The 13929-nt window shown below is 66.4% G+C and carries 14 protein-coding genes; 10 read left to right on the top strand and 4 right to left on the bottom strand.

Features of this window, described 5'->3' with window-relative positions; all coding sequences use genetic code 11:
* Positions 1-70 precede the first annotated feature (70 nt).
* Positions 71-1075 carry an alpha/beta fold hydrolase gene (locus tag ACQR2C_RS31565; RefSeq protein WP_434882873.1) on the top strand — a complete coding sequence of 335 codons (1005 nt, stop codon included), beginning with the start codon at positions 71-73 and terminating at the stop codon, positions 1073-1075.
* A 275-nt stretch (positions 1076-1350) separates the two neighbouring features.
* Here ACQR2C_RS31565 and ACQR2C_RS31560 read toward each other — a convergent pair whose 3' ends face one another.
* Positions 1351-2271, bottom strand: a complete 921-nt coding sequence (locus tag ACQR2C_RS31560; RefSeq protein ID WP_434882872.1) for an alpha/beta fold hydrolase — start codon at positions 2269-2271, stop codon at positions 1351-1353.
* A gap of 146 nt (positions 2272-2417) precedes the next feature.
* Here ACQR2C_RS31560 and ACQR2C_RS31555 point away from each other — a divergent pair, with 146 nt between their 5' ends.
* From ACQR2C_RS31555 to paaE, 8 genes are all read left to right on the top strand, one after another.
* Positions 2418-3227 carry a hypothetical protein gene (locus ACQR2C_RS31555; protein ID WP_434882871.1) on the top strand — a complete coding sequence of 270 codons (810 nt, stop codon included), beginning with the start codon at positions 2418-2420 and terminating at the stop codon, positions 3225-3227.
* Positions 3228-3377: 150 nt separating this feature from the next.
* Positions 3378-3854: a phasin gene (locus tag ACQR2C_RS31550; RefSeq protein ID WP_315801355.1), complete on the top strand. Its 477-nt coding sequence runs from the start codon at positions 3378-3380 to the stop codon at positions 3852-3854.
* A gap of 91 nt (positions 3855-3945) precedes the next feature.
* Positions 3946-4827, top strand: coding sequence for a phenylacetic acid degradation operon negative regulatory protein PaaX (paaX, locus tag ACQR2C_RS31545; RefSeq protein WP_434882870.1), 882 nt, complete (start codon positions 3946-3948; stop codon positions 4825-4827).
* A 78-nt stretch (positions 4828-4905) separates the two neighbouring features.
* Positions 4906-5895, top strand: coding sequence for a 1,2-phenylacetyl-CoA epoxidase subunit PaaA (gene paaA / locus ACQR2C_RS31540; protein ID WP_434840532.1), 990 nt, complete (start codon positions 4906-4908; stop codon positions 5893-5895).
* Between the two features lie 15 nt (positions 5896-5910).
* Positions 5911-6198, top strand: a complete 288-nt coding sequence (gene paaB, locus ACQR2C_RS31535) for a 1,2-phenylacetyl-CoA epoxidase subunit PaaB (protein WP_006613353.1) — start codon at positions 5911-5913, stop codon at positions 6196-6198.
* Between the two features lie 141 nt (positions 6199-6339).
* A complete protein-coding gene (gene paaC / locus ACQR2C_RS31530; RefSeq protein WP_434882869.1) occupies positions 6340-7116 on the top strand; it encodes a 1,2-phenylacetyl-CoA epoxidase subunit PaaC in 777 nt (258 codons plus the stop codon).
* A complete protein-coding gene (gene paaD, locus ACQR2C_RS31525; protein ID WP_315801351.1) occupies positions 7110-7613 on the top strand; it encodes a 1,2-phenylacetyl-CoA epoxidase subunit PaaD in 504 nt (167 codons plus the stop codon). Before paaC ends, paaD begins: the two co-directional genes overlap by 7 nt.
* Positions 7614-7718: 105 nt before the next feature.
* Positions 7719-8798 (top strand): 1,2-phenylacetyl-CoA epoxidase subunit PaaE, encoded by a 1080-nt coding sequence (paaE, locus tag ACQR2C_RS31520; RefSeq protein ID WP_316183429.1) that lies wholly within the window; start codon positions 7719-7721, stop codon positions 8796-8798.
* Positions 8799-8887: 89 nt separating this feature from the next.
* On the opposite strand, the gene paaK is transcribed toward paaE, so the two are convergent.
* Positions 8888-10216, bottom strand: coding sequence for a phenylacetate--CoA ligase PaaK (paaK, locus tag ACQR2C_RS31515; RefSeq protein ID WP_434873707.1), 1329 nt, complete (start codon positions 10214-10216; stop codon positions 8888-8890).
* Between the two features lie 4 nt (positions 10217-10220).
* Complete coding sequence (paaI, locus tag ACQR2C_RS31510; RefSeq protein WP_315801348.1) at positions 10221-10682, bottom strand: hydroxyphenylacetyl-CoA thioesterase PaaI; 462 nt, start codon at positions 10680-10682, stop codon at positions 10221-10223.
* A 242-nt stretch (positions 10683-10924) separates the two neighbouring features.
* On the opposite strand from paaI, the gene ACQR2C_RS31505 reads away from it, so the two are divergent.
* Positions 10925-11971 (top strand): YeeE/YedE family protein, encoded by a 1047-nt coding sequence (locus ACQR2C_RS31505; RefSeq protein WP_434882883.1) that lies wholly within the window; start codon positions 10925-10927, stop codon positions 11969-11971.
* Here the strand turns inward: ACQR2C_RS31505 and ACQR2C_RS31500 are convergent, their stop codons facing one another.
* Positions 11972-13189: a bifunctional alpha/beta hydrolase/OsmC family protein gene (locus tag ACQR2C_RS31500; RefSeq protein WP_434882868.1), complete on the bottom strand. Its 1218-nt coding sequence runs from the start codon at positions 13187-13189 to the stop codon at positions 11972-11974. It abuts the gene before it with no gap.
* Positions 13190-13929: the final 740 nt, after the last annotated feature.

Raw genomic sequence — 13929 nt, 5'->3', positions numbered from 1 at the left:
GGAGCAGGCTCCACGCCGGAGCCGAAGACCGGTCGAAAAAGGCCGGCTGAACAGCTTCAGGGGAGGATGCATGACCGATCCGTCTTGGATGCCGGCGCTGCAGTTCGCGACGACCAACGGCATTCGCATGGGCTATTACGAGGCGGGCCCCGTCAGCGACAGGCCGCCGATGATCCTCTGTCACGGCTGGCCGGAGCTGGCCTTCTCGTGGCGGCACCAGATCAAGGCGCTGGCCGAGGCCGGCATCCGCGTCATCGCACCCGACCAGCGCGGCTATGGCGCGACCGACCGGCCGGAGCCGGTCGAGGCCTATGACCTCGAGCATCTCACCGCCGACCTCGTCGGCCTGCTCGATCATCTCAACATCGACAAGGCGATCTTCGTCGGACACGACTGGGGCGGCTTCGTCGTCTGGCAGATGCCGCTGCGATACCCCGATCGAGTCGCGGGCGTGGTCGGCATCAACACGCCGCATCTGCCGCGCGCGCCTGCCGATCCCATCGCCATCATGCGCAAGCGGTTCGGCGACATGATGTACATCGTGCAGTTCCAGGATCCCGCACGCGAGCCGGACCGCATCTTCGGCAGCCGTGTCGCGGAGACCTTCGATGCGTTCATGCGCAAGCCGCTGCCGCGCAGCGATGTGCCGCCGACGGAGCCGCCGGCCGGCGGGATCGCAGCGTCGCCGTCGCTCAATCTGGCGTTCCCGCAGATGATCGCGGCCTATGACGCCGCCAAGGACACGCGGCAGCCGATCCTGTCGGAGGCCGAGAAGCAGGTGTTCGTCGACACCTTCACGCGCACCGGCTTCACCGGCGGCATCAACTGGTATCGCAACATGACGCGCAACTGGCAGCGCGCCGAAGGGCTCGACCATACGGTGCGCGTGCCGTCGCTGATGATCATGGCGGAGAACGACGCCGTGCTGCCGCCCTCGGCCGCCGACGGCATGGAGAAGCTGGTCCCGGACCTGGAGAAATATCTCGTCCGCGACAGCGGCCACTGGACGCAGCAGGAGCAGCCGGAGGAGGTGAGCGCCAAGCTGATCGAATGGCGGCGGCGGAGGTTTGGCTAGGGGCTTCCGGCGGTTCGTTTGAAGAACGGCTGAGACACAGACTCGCGTCGCGTGAGGCAATAGCGACCCTCAGCAACATGTGTCGTCCCGGACAAGCCTGTCGACGCAACGCGTCGGCAGGCGCCGATCCGGGACCCGTAACCACAGGCCCGGATGGCTGAAGCGGGCTGGAGCCACAGCCCGTCGCCATCACCAAAGCCGGTGGTTATGGGTCCCGGCGTTCGCCGGGACGACAGCTTGTTTCCGGGCGGCGGCGGTGACCACCGACTGCCATTCTACGCCGCCTGCGCATTCGCGCCGTGCGCGTGCTCGGTGATGGCGTCGATGATCTGCGGCCACATCGGCCGCGGGGTGGCGTGACCCATGCCGTCGATCATCAGGAGCTTGGCATTCGGAATCGACTCCGCGGTGTCCTTGCCGGCGGTGGGATGAACCAGCGGGTCGACCTTGCCGTGGATCACGAGTGTCGGCGCGGTCACCAGATGCAGCCGCGGCTTGCGGCTGCCGGAGGCCAGGATCGCGCGCAACTGACGTCCGACGCCAGCGGGATTGATGCCGCGCGCGAAGCAGCGTTCGGCGAGCGCCACGTCATTCGCCTCGTCCTCGGGGAAGGAGCCGACGCGCAGCGCCTTCCAGGTCCTCTGGAAGCGCTTGATGTACTCGTCCTTGGTCTTCGGTGGCGGCGCCATCAGCAGCATCGCGACCTCGCGCGTCGGCGGCGGGATGCGCGGATTGCCGGTCGTCGACATGATCGATGTCAGCGAGCGCACGCGATGCGGAAAGGAGATCGCGATCTCCTGCGCGATCATGCCGCCCATCGACGCGCCGACCAGATGCGCCGACTTGATGTCGAGTGCGTCCATCACGCCGACCGTGTCCTTGGCCATGTCGAGCAGCTTGTAGGGCGCGGCGACGGGAATGTTGAAGAAGCGCAGCTTGAGCAGCTCAAACGGCGTCAGGCGGCGTCCGCCATGCAGCTTGCTCGACTGGCCGATGTCGCGGTTGTCGAAGCGGATCACGCGAAAGCCGCAGCTTGCGAGCTGTTCGCAGAACTCATCGTACCAGATGATCATCTGCCCGCCGAGGCCCATGATCAGCATGAGAGGAGGGGCCGCCGGGTCGCCGAAGATCTCGTAGCAGATGTCGATACCGTTGGCGCGCACGGTCTGCGGCGGCTGATGAGCATTTGCAGTCACGATGATCCCTCGTTCAAGGCCAACAGGCCATCTATGGCATGGTTCCGCCGACAGAGAGAAGCGGCCCCATGATCCTCCCGCATCGCAGCGATGACGTGCTATGACAGGTTGTGTTGAGTCTCCGCGTGGCCTGAAGGAGCGTGCCGATGGTGAACAAGTCCGGCGATCCGATCGCATTCTGGCAGCAGATGGTCGGTGAGATGCAGAAGAGCTTCACGGCCTTCACGCGATTGCGCCCGCTGGGCGCGGCCCGCTCATCCTCCGACGATCCTGCAACTGGTTCTGGAAACGGACAGAAGCCCATGGCCGATCTGATGGAAAACTACTTCGCCGGCATGAACGTGCCGAGCCGCGGTCAACTGACTGCGCTCAACGAGCGGCTGGCGTCGATCGAAGGCGAACTGGCGGAGACGCGGGCGCTGTTGAAGGAGCTGCTGGGCGCCGCGAAGGTGCCGCTGCCGGCATCGAAACCGCCGGTGGATCTCGCTCCCCAGTTGAATGAGATCAAGAGCTTGCTCGACGCGCTTCTCGCCGCATCCAAGGCGCAGCCGGTTGCGCCGGCTCCGGTCGACGTCACGCCTGAGCTCAACGAGATCAAGGCCTTGCTCAACGAGCTTGTTGCCACATCCAAAGCGCCGCTCCCCGGAACGAAGCCTGCCATCGATGTCACGCCCCAGTTGAGCGAGATCAAGGCGCTGCTCGACCAGATTCTGAAGGCGGCGCAGCCGTCCGGTCCTGCCCCGATGGCGTCCATCGAGGCGCAGCTGCGCGAGATCCGGGAGGTGCTCGACAGGGTGATGAAACCGTCGCCGCCGGCGGAACCAGAACCCGCGGCGGTCGAGACCGCGCCGGGAACGGCCGAGCCGGTCCGGCCCGGAAAGTCTCGCAACAAGAAGCATGGGGGCGGCCCTGATCGGGGCTCGCGCCAAGGCAATGATGCGCCGTCGGGCACTTGAGCGGGGACGGCCTTTCCCCCATCCTCCCTGGATGGTGCATTGCAACATTTTTGTTGCGATGCACTATGTGTGCTGGTATAGCTGAGTCACTCCGGTTTCATAAGGGACGGAGCGAGCCATAGCTCAGAAGCATTGAGGATGGAGACAGCCATGACCACCGAGACCAATACCGTGTTCGACACCGTCAAGGATGCCTTTGCGCCGGTGACCGACGCGTTCAAGAACCTGCAGACGATGGAAGTGCCGGAGTCCGCGCGGGAGTTCGTCAAGAAGACCGCGTCGACCGCCAAGGAGCGCGCTGCGGAGGCCCTCGCTGGCTCCGAGAAGGTGACGTCGGCGATCGAAACCGCCGTGTTCGACGGCGTGACCGAGGCCGGCAAGATCAGCCGCAACATCCAGCAGGCGCTGTATCAGGACACCGAAGCGTTCTTCGACGGCCTGGACAAGCTGGCGTCCGCGAAGTCGATCAGCGAAGCCGTTCAGATCCAGGGTGAGCTGGCCCGTGCCCGAGGCGAGGCGCTCGTCGCCCGCGCCAAGTCGACCAGCGAGTATGTCGGCAAGCTCGTCACCGAGGGTGCCAAGCTCGCGCAGGAGAACATGGCCAAGGCCTACAACAAGACCGCCTGATCGCCTCGCGCGTCAGTCGATCCATCTGCAAGGCCCGCTCCATGCGGGCCTTTTCTTTTGCGATCGGGCGAAACCGGCTAAAGCCTGCACCATGCCGCAGCCGCTGTCCCGCATCGTCCATGAGCTCAAGAGCGAGCCGTCGCGCACGGGCTCGCTGATCATCACCGTGTTCGGCGACGCCATCGTGCCGCGCGGCGGCAGCGTCTGGCTCGGCAGTCTGCTGGCCTTCTTGGAAGGGCTCGCGATCGACGGCAGCGTGGTGCGCACCGCGATGTCGCGGCTGACGGCGGAAGGCTGGTTCGAGCGGACGAAGAGCGGCCGCAACAGCTTCTATCGCCTGACCCGGCGCGGCGAGCAGACCTTTGCCGGCGCCACCCGCCACATCTACGATTCGCCGCCGGCGGAATGGAACGGCAGCTTCGAACTGCTGCTCATCGGCAGCGCTGATGACCGCGAGCAGGCGCGGATCGCGCTGCGCGACGCCGGCTTCGGCAGCCCGCTGCCGGGCGTGTTCGTGGCGCCCTCGAGCATCGCCGTGCCAGACGCGGTGGAGGGGGCGGTCCGCCTGCAGGCCTCCGCAGGCTCGGATATGGCGCGGCGGCTGGTCGCCGAGAGCTGGGCACTGGAGCGGACTGCGGAAGCCTATCGCAAGTTCAGCGCCTCCTTTGCGCCGCTCAAGGCCAGCATCGAACGCGGCGAGCCGCTGTCCGACGGCCAGGCCTTCACCGCCCGCATCCTGCTGATCCATCACTACCGCCGCATCGTGCTGCGCGATCCCTTGCTGCCGGCCGAGCTGCTGCCTGGGAACTGGCCGGGACGACAAGCGCGTGTGCTCTGCGGCGACATCTACCGGCTGCTGCTGCCGGGTTCCGAGCGATGGCTCGACGCTCACGCGACCAATGAAGAGGGGCCTTTGCCTGCGGCCGGCGCGACGCTGCTGCGGCGGTTCGCCGATGCTCATGAGGTGGGCTGATATATTACAGAATTCGATTGCACGGATAAAATCTCGTTATATATTGGCGGCAACCAAGTCCTGGGAGGACGCCGCCGCATGTACACGCAGGCGCTCAATTCGCCCGAGGAGGGCAGCTTCGCCGAGGACGCCGGACGCGCCTCGCGCTTTCAGGCGCGCATCGATGCCGAGGAGCGCATCGAGCCGAACGACTGGATGCCGTCGGCCTATCGCAAGACGCTGGTCCGGCAGATTTCCCAGCACGCCCATTCCGAGATCGTCGGCATGCTGCCCGAGGGCAACTGGATCACGCGCGCGCCGAGCCTGCGCCGCAAGGCGGCGTTGCTCGCCAAGGTCCAGGACGAATGCGGCCATGGGCTGTATCTCTACGCCGCGGCCGAGACGCTTGGCGCCTCGCGCGAGGAACTGGTCGACGCGATGCTGGCCGGCAAGGCCAAGTACTCCTCGATCTTCAACTACCCGACCTTGACCTGGGCGGATATCGGCGTGATCGGCTGGCTGGTCGATGGCGCCGCGATCATGAACCAGATCCCGCTGTGCCGCTGCTCCTACGGCCCCTATGCGCGCGCGATGATCCGCGTCTGCAAGGAGGAATCGTTCCACCAGCGCCAGGGCTACGAGATCATGCTCACGCTCTGCCGCGGCACGCCCGAGCAGAAGGCGATGGCGCAGGATGCGTTGAACAGATGGTGGTGGCCGGTGCTGATGATGTTCGGCCCGCCGGATCAGGCCAGCCAGCACAGCGACGCCTCGACGAAGTGGAAGATCAAGCGCTTCTCCAATGACGAGCTGCGCCAGAAGTTCATCGATGCCACCGTGCCGCAGGCGCAGTATCTCGGCCTGACGATTCCCGATCCCGCGATGACGCAGGACGAGCAGGGCCACTGGCGGCACGGTCCGATCGACTGGAACGAGTTCAAGCAGGTGCTGGCCGGCAACGGCCCGTGCAACCGCGACCGTATGGCGGCGCGCCGCAAGGCGCATGCCGACGGCGCGTGGGTGCGCGAAGCCGCGGCCGCCTACGCCGAGAAGCGCGCGCAGCGCCGGATGGCGCAGGCCGCCGAATAGACAAGGGAGAGCGAGATGGCGACGCCGAACACGCCGTTGTGGGAGGTCTTCATCCGCAGCCGCAACGGGCTCGCGCACAAGCATTGCGGCTCGCTGCATGCGCCGGACGCGACCATGGCGCTGCAGGCCGCGCGCGACCTCTACACCCGCCGCGGCGAGGGCCTGTCGATCTGGGTGGTGCCGTCGAGCGCCATCACCGCGTCCGATCCCGCCGACAAGGGCATGATGTTCGAGCCGGCGGAAACGAAGATCTATCGGCATCCGACCTTTTATGAAGTGCCCGAGGAAGTCGGACATATGTAGGTGCAACTCCTCATGGTGAGGAGGCGCGCAGCGCCGTCTCGAACCATGAGGCCCGATACGGCTCCTGGCCCATCCTCGAGACGCCCGCCTGCGGCGGGCTCCTGGAGGAGGTCAAATGCGTGGCTTCAGAGGCGAAACGTCATGACCGCCCCCTCGATCACTGTCTCCGAAACGCCGCTGGTGCTCTACACCTTGCGCCGCGCCGATGATGCGCTGATCCTCGGTCATCGCCTCTCCGAATGGTGCGGCCACGCGCCCATGCTCGAAGAGGACATGGCGCTGTCCAACATGGCGCTCGACCTGATCGGCCAGGCGCGCGAGCTCTATGGCTACGCGGCAAAGGTCGAGGGCCGCGACAATGACGAGGATAAGCTCGCTTATCTCCGGGACGTCAGGCAGTACCGCAACCTGCTGCTGGTCGAGCGTCCGAATGGCGATTTCGCGCACACGATGGTGCGGCAGCTGTTCTACGCGGCTTTCGCCGATCTGTATTGGCGCGGCATGATGGGCTCGACCGATGCGACGCTCGCCGCCATCGCGGCCAAGTCGGAGAAGGAATCCGCCTATCATCTGCGCCATGCCAGCGAGTGGGTGATCCGGCTCGGGGACGGCACCGACGAGAGCCACGCCCGCGCGCAGGCCGCGGTCGACGATCTCTGGGCGTACACCGGCGAGATGTTCAGCGTCGACGACTCCGAGCGCGGACTGATCGATGCCGGCATCGCGATCGACCCGACGATGCTGCTGCCGGAATGGCTGTCGATCGTCTCGCATGTCGCGCGCGAGGCGACCCTCGTGCTGCCTGAGAACGACTGGATGCAGCAGGGCGGCCGCGACGGCCGCCACAGCGAGCATCTCGGCCATCTCCTCAGCGAGCTGCAATACATGCAGCGCAGCTTCCCCGGTGCGACGTGGTAGTCGCCGACACCAGTCCTGCCGAACTCCGCCAGCGCGCCTGGGAGGCGGCGGCGTCGGTGGCCGATCCGGAAATCCCGGTGCTGACGATCGACGATCTCGGCGTGCTGCGCGAGGTCGAGGTGGTCGGGGAACGGGTGGAGGTCGCGATCACGCCGACCTATTCCGGCTGCCCGGCGATGAACATGATCGCGCTGGAGATCGAGCTGGCGCTGGAGCGCGCCGGCTTCCGCGAGGCCAGCGTGCGCATTGTGCTGTCGCCGGCCTGGACCACGGACTGGATGAGCGAGGAAGGGCGACGCAAGCTGCGGGAGTACGGCATCGCGCCGCCGCCGCCGTCGAGTGGCCGGCGCGCGCTGTTTGGTGTGGCCGAGGTGGCGTGTCCGCAATGCGGGTCTGATGACACCGAGCAACTCGCCGAGTTCGGCTCGACCTCGTGCAAGGCGTTGTGGCGCTGCAGATCGTGCCGCGAGCCGTTCGATTACTTCAAGTGTCACTGATGCTAAAGCCGTCATCGCGAGCGCAGCGACGCGATCCAGGGCCACGCCCGGAGCCCTGGATTGCTTCGTCGCTTCGCTCCTCGCAATGACGTGAGGATGGGTTCGATGTCGACAACGCCGCGCTTTCACCGTCTCGCCATCCGTGACTTGCGCCGGGAGGCACCGGATGCGGTGTCGCTGACGTTTGCCATTCCAAACGAACTCGCGGACGACTATCGCTTCGCGCCCGGACAGTATCTCACGCTGAAGACGACGCTCGGCGGCGAGGAAGTCCGGCGCTCTTATTCGATCTGCTCCGGCCCCGATGACAACGAGATCCGCATCGCCGTGAAGCGCGTCGATGGCGGCGCGTTCTCGAGCTTCGTCACCGACGAATTGAAGCGCGGCGACGAGATCGACGTGATGACGCCGACCGGACGTTTTGGCGTGGCGCTGGATCCTGCGGCGGCGCGCACCCATGTCGGATTTGCCGCTGGCTCGGGCATCACGCCGATCCTGTCGATCGTGAAGGCCGTGCTGGCGCGCGAGCCGGACAGCCGCTTCTTCCTGTTCTACGGCAACCGCACGACCGCCGGCATGCTGTTCCGCGAGCAACTGGAGGAGCTGAAGGATCGCTTCCTCGACCGCTTCTCGGTGTTCCACGTCATCTCCGGCGAGGAGCAGGATCTTCCGATCCTGCACGGTCGTCTCGACGGCGAAAAGGTGCGTATGCTCTTGCGCTCGCTGGTGCCGGCGGAGACGGTCGACCACGTTTTCATCTGCGGTCCGACCGGGATGAGCGAGGACATCGAGGCTGCCTGCCACATCCTCGGCATTGCCGACGAGCGCATCCACGTCGAGCGCTTCGTCTCCGGTGCGGGCGGCAAGCCGCGGCCGAGAGCTGTCGTGCCCGATACGGCGCCGCCCAAGGCGGTCGCCGCCCTGATCATCGACGGCAAGCGCCGCGAGGTCCCGGTCGCCGACGGCGAGGCCATCCTCGACGCCGCACTCCGCGCCGGCGTCGACCTGCCATTCGCCTGCAAGGGCGGCATGTGCTCCACCTGCCGCGCCAAGCTGGTCGAAGGCAAGGCCGAGATGGAGCTGAACTACTCGCTGGAGCCGTGGGAGCTCAAGGCCGGATTCGTGCTGACGTGCCAGGCCAAGCCGGTGACGGAGCGGGTGGTGGTGGATTACGATCATATGTGAGATGGCGATGTATGGAGCGGGACTCGTCGTTCGAGATGCGCCTTCGGCGCTCCTCACCATGAGGGGTGACAGCGCGGCGCACTCCCCAACTACCCCACCGGCCGCTTGTCCTTGATCCGTTTCGCCTTGCCGGCCGAGCGCTCCAGCGTGTCTGGTGCCACCACCTTCACCTTGGCGGTCAGGCCGATCGTGTTCTTGATGTGGATCGAGATCCGCTCGGCGTGCGCGCCGAGGCCGGTCTCGTCCCAGTGCTCCGGGCGCGACTCCGCGTAGATCGTCAGCTCGTCCATGCGGCCTTCGCGGGTCAGCTCCAGCATGAAATGGCCGCCGCACCATTCGGTCGACAGCAGGATCTCCTCGATCTGTGACGGGAACAGATTCACGCCGCGCAGGATGATCATGTCGTCGGAACGGCCCGTGACCTTCTCCATGCGGCGCATGCCCGGCCGCGCGGTGCCCGGCAGCAGCCGCGTCAGATCGCGGGTGCGATAGCGGATGACGGGAAAGGCCTCCTTGGTCAACGAGGTGAACACCAGCTCGCCGATCTCGCCGTCGGGCAGCACCTTGCCGGTGTCGGGATCGACGATCTCCGGATAGAAATGATCCTCCCAGATGTGCAGCCCGTCCTTGGTCTCCAGGCATTCCTGCGCCACACCCGGACCGATCACCTCGGACAGGCCGTAGATGTCGGTGGCGTCCATCGCGAACGCATCCTCGATCTCGGCGCGCATCGCATTGGTCCATGGCTCGGCGCCGAAGATGCCGATCTTGAGCGAGCTCTGCCGCGGGTCGAGCCCCTGGCGCTTGAACTCGTCGAGGATGGCCAGCATGTAGCTCGGCGTCACCGTGATGATGTCGGGCCTGAAATCATTGATCAACTGCACCTGCCGCTCGGTCATGCCGCCGGAGATCGGCACCACCGTGCAGCCGAGCTGCTCGGCGCCGTAATGGACGCCGAGACCGCCGGTGAACAGGCCATAACCATAGGCATTGTGGATGATCATGCCGCTGCGGCCGCCGGCAGCGCGGATCGAGCGCGCCATGACGGTGGACCAGGTCGCGATATCGTTGCGGGTATAGCCGACCACGATCGGCTTGCCCGTCGTGCCCGACGAGGCATGCACCCGCACCAGTTGCTCGCGCGGCACGGCGAACATGTTGAACGGGTAATTGTCGCGCAGGTCCGTCTTGACCGTGAACGGAAACTTGGCGAGGTCGGCGAGCTCGCGGAAGTCGGAGGGATGCACGCCAGCCTTGTCGAAGGCGCGACGGTAATGGGCGACGTTGTCATAGGCGTGCGTCAGCGACCAGGCGAGGCGCTTGGTCTGCAGCGCCATGATTTGGTCGCGCGAGGCGCGCTCGGTGTCGTCCATCTCGGGTACGTAGCTGCCGGCCGGTTGAGGTTTGCTCGATGTCATCGTGTCAGTCCTCCGGCGGAGCCGTGGGGGTCGGCACCAGCGTGCCGCCGATGCTGCGGGAATGGCCGCGAAACTCCGCGATCACGGTGTCTTCAGCGGTGACGCGAACGTCGTAGATGCCGGAGCGGCCGCTGCGCGACACCTCGCTGGCGCGGGCGGTCAGCACATCGCCGAGCTTGCCCGGCCGGATGAAGCTGATACTGCCCTGGGCCGCCACGGTGCGGTCATTGTGGGAGTTGCAGGCGAACGCGAACGCGGAATCGGCCAGCGTGAAGATGAAGCCGCCATGGGCGATGCCGTGGCCGTTGACCATGTGCGGCTGGATGGTCATGCGCAGCGTAGCGCAGCCCGGGCCGATTTCGATGATCTGCATGCCCAGGCCCTGGCTGGCGCGATCGTCCTGCCACATGGCGTCGGCGCAAGCGCGGGCGAGCGCGTCGGGGGAGAGCGGGGCCGCGCCACTCACCGGCGAGCCCCCGGCGGCGAACAGGCCAAGATCGGCGCATGAGGATGCGCTGGTGACACCACGGCATTCTCTCCCGTTGATGCTTGTTGGAACAAGCATTCTGAACTAGTTAAGCTCGATATCGTGGCGAATAATCCGCGCGCGTCAAGCGAAAGCGGTGCTTGCGCAGCCCGCGTGCCGCCGCCTCTTTTCCGCAACCAGAAGGACTCCTGCGCGTGCCGGAAGCTGCTGATGTCGCCGTCGTGACCGGTCTCGGTATCGGCCTGGTCTATGGCGTGGTGGGGCTGCTCAGCGGCTTCTGCATGATGAGCAGCCTGCGCGGCTGGTGGGCCGACGGCGACAGCCGCCTGGTGCGAAGTTACGCCCTGGCGATGGGCATCGCCATCATAGCCACACAGCTGCTCGCGGCCAACGGCGCCGTCGATCTCGGCAAGTCGATCTATCTGCAGCCGACCTTCTCGGTGCCGCTGATGTTCGCCGGCGGTGTCCTGTTCGGCTACGGCATGGTGCTCGCCAATGGCTGCGGCTCGCGCGCGCTGGTGCTGCTCGGCCGCGGCAATCTGCGCTCCTTCGTTGTCGTGACGGTGCTGGCGATCGCCGCCGAGATGACCTTGAAGGGCCTGATCGCGCCGCTGCGCATCGCGCTGATGCAGGGCTCGCAGACCACGGCGACCGCGACGTCGCTGCCGGCCGTGCTCTCGGTCGGTGGCCTGCATGGTGCAGCGGCGCGGCTGCTGCCGGCGCTCGCGCTCGGCGGCGCGCTGATCGTCTTCGCCTTTGCGCATGCGCCCTTCCGGCGCGCGCCCGGCCAGATGCTCGCGGGCCTCATCGTCGGCCTGCTGATCGCGGCCGGATGGTTCGCGACCGGCTATCTCGGCGCGGACGATTTCAACCCCGTGCCGGTGGCGTCCCTGACCTTCGTCGCGCCGATCGCCGATGCCCTGCAATACATCATGCTGTCGACCGGCTCGACCGCGAATTTCGGCATCGCCACCGTGGCCGGGGTGCTCGCCGGCAGCCTCGTTACCGCCGTGGCGACGCGCCGCTTCAAGCTCGAGGGCTTTCATTCGCCGCAGCATATGCTGCGCTCGGCGGGCGGCGCCGCGCTGATGGGCATCGGCGGCGTGATGGCGCTGGGCTGCTCGGTCGGGCAGGGGCTCACGGGACTGTCGACCCTGGCGCTGCCCTCGTTCGTCGCCATCGCCGGCATCTTCATCGGCACGGCGGCCGGCCTGCGCGGAGCGTTGCGCGTCAGGCCGCTGAAGATCGAGCCGCAGGCGGCGCGTTGATCACTCCGCCGCGCGCGTGACGATGCGGATCTCCGACGTCAGCGTCCGGTGCACCGGGCATTTGTCGGCGATCTCCATCAGCTTCCTGCGCTGCTCCTCATCGAGCGCGCCGTCGAGGTGGATCTCGCGGTCGAGCTGATCGATCAGCCCGACCTTGGTCTCGCATTCCGCGCAATCTTCCGCATGGATCTTGCTGTGGCGCAGGGTGACCGTGATGCGGTCGAGCGGCAGGGATTTGCGGTCGGCATAGAGCCGCATCGTCATCGAGGTGCAGGCGCCGAGCGCCGCGAGCAGCAGGTCGTAGGGGCCCGGGCCGGTATCCTGGCCGCCGACGGAGAGCGGCTCGTCAGCGGTGAGATGATGCGGGCCGAGCGCGATGCTCTGCTGCAGCTTGCTCGACCTGGTCTCGCGCACGATCACGTCGCGCGGGCCATCCGCGGGCGCGGGCTCGGCGGCCGCCGGCGCGACGTAACGGCCGGCCCAGCTCGCGATCACCTCGGCGATGTAGGCGGCATCCTCTTTCCCGCTGATGAGATGATCGGCGTGATCGAGCGAGATGAAGCTCTTGGGATGCCTGGCGGCGACGAAGATCTTCGTTGCGTTGTCGATACCGACGGTGTCGTCGAGGGGCGAGTGCATCACCAGCAGCGCCTTGTGCAGATGCTTGATCTTGTCGAGCAGGCGCTGCTCGGCGATGTCGTCGAGGAAGGAGCTGCTGATCCGGAACGGGCGCCCCGCGAGCGAGACCTCGGCCGAGCCGTCGCGGCGGATCGCCTCGAGTCGGTCCTTGAACAGCGCCGTCACATGGGCCGGATCCGACGGCGCCGCGATCGTCACCACCGCCTTCGCATCGGGGATGTCGCCGGCCGCGGCCAGCACGGCGGCGCCGCCGAGGCTGTGGCCGATCAGGATGGCCGGCGCCTGTCGCGTTTCACGCAGATGATTGGCGGCGCGGACGAGGTCGGCGACGTTGGAGGAGAACGTCGTGTTGGCGAAGTCGCCTTCGCTGGAGCCGAGGCCGGTGAAGTCGAACCGCAGCACGGCGATGCCATGCGCCGTCAGCGCCATGGCGATGCGCCGCGCGGCGTGGGTGTCCTTGCCGCAGGAGAAGCAATGCGCGAACAGCGCGTAAGCGCGCGGCGCGCCGCCGGGCAGATCGAGCGCGGCAGAAAGCTTGTCGCCGCTGGCGCCTTCAAACTGGAAACGTTCGGTCGGCATGATGTGGTCCCCATTTGTTGCGTCTTCACGGCCGCTCGAGGCGACGACACCGCATCGTCTCACATCGTCATACAACAGATATGGCCATACGCGCAGACATGATGGCGCATTCTCGCGGCCCGCACGGCCCGAGCTTTGCGGCTATTCGCCCTCTTGAAACGAGAGGGCGCAGGGAAGGCCGGGAGCCTGCCGCCCCCATGGCCCGCCTGCGGAAAAAATGCAGGCGGCAGAACCACAGGTTCGGCTGAGGACATCCCGGCCTTCCCTGCGCAATGGTTGGAACGGCTTATACGCGCTCTCTCCGGGGAACGGCTGTCTTGCCCCCGTCATCGCGATGCGCGTCAACCGCACCACGACTTGACGCCAGCACCGCGGCGCCGAGACCACACGATTTCACCGTGCGCACCGGATCGTTCGTCCGCATGGACAACCATGCTGCGACCCGTTGCGCCCACCGCATCCCGCGCTCCACGTCCGTGACGATCGCGATACGCCCCTCTGCAACGAGGCGGGACGGTGGGAGTAAATCACGATTTTCAGAAATTGGCAAGGGGAATGTTTTGGGATGCGAGCTTTGGCAATAGCGGCAATACCGCCCGGGTGCCAAGGCTATCCGCGAGCGGAGTTTTGCGCTCACCTGTCTCCTCATCGTCATGGCCGGGCCAAGCCCACGGCTGTCCGGTTCAGCTTCCGCATATTGCGAGGCTCAACTGTTGTGGGTTTTTGGCAAGTTGGGGTGG

The organism is Bradyrhizobium sp. HKCCYLRH3061, from assembly GCF_051168015.1.
Taxonomy (GTDB): Bacteria; Pseudomonadota; Alphaproteobacteria; order Rhizobiales; family Xanthobacteraceae; genus Bradyrhizobium.
Note: the sequence above shows the minus strand (reverse complement) of the source record. Positions and strands in the feature narration are given on the sequence as shown.

What these genes read in the sequence shown, in the direction of transcription:
- ACQR2C_RS31565 (WP_434882873.1), top strand. Translation starts at nt 71, where the DNA reads ATGACCGATCCGTCTTGGATGCCGGCGCTGCAGTTCGCGACGACCAAC.
- ACQR2C_RS31555 (WP_434882871.1), top strand. Translation starts at nt 2,418, where the DNA reads ATGGTGAACAAGTCCGGCGATCCGATCGCATTCTGGCAGCAGATGGTC.
- ACQR2C_RS31550 (WP_315801355.1), top strand. Translation starts at nt 3,378, where the DNA reads ATGACCACCGAGACCAATACCGTGTTCGACACCGTCAAGGATGCCTTT.
- paaX (WP_434882870.1), top strand. Translation starts at nt 3,946, where the DNA reads ATGCCGCAGCCGCTGTCCCGCATCGTCCATGAGCTCAAGAGCGAGCCG.
- paaA (WP_434840532.1), top strand. Translation starts at nt 4,906, where the DNA reads ATGTACACGCAGGCGCTCAATTCGCCCGAGGAGGGCAGCTTCGCCGAG.
- paaB (WP_006613353.1), top strand. Translation starts at nt 5,911, where the DNA reads ATGGCGACGCCGAACACGCCGTTGTGGGAGGTCTTCATCCGCAGCCGC.
- paaC (WP_434882869.1), top strand. Translation starts at nt 6,340, where the DNA reads ATGACCGCCCCCTCGATCACTGTCTCCGAAACGCCGCTGGTGCTCTAC.
- paaE (WP_316183429.1), top strand. Translation starts at nt 7,719, where the DNA reads ATGTCGACAACGCCGCGCTTTCACCGTCTCGCCATCCGTGACTTGCGC.
- paaK (WP_434873707.1), bottom strand. Translation starts at nt 10,216, where the DNA reads ATGACATCGAGCAAACCTCAACCGGCCGGCAGCTACGTACCCGAGATG.
- ACQR2C_RS31500 (WP_434882868.1), bottom strand. Translation starts at nt 13,189, where the DNA reads ATGCCGACCGAACGTTTCCAGTTTGAAGGCGCCAGCGGCGACAAGCTT.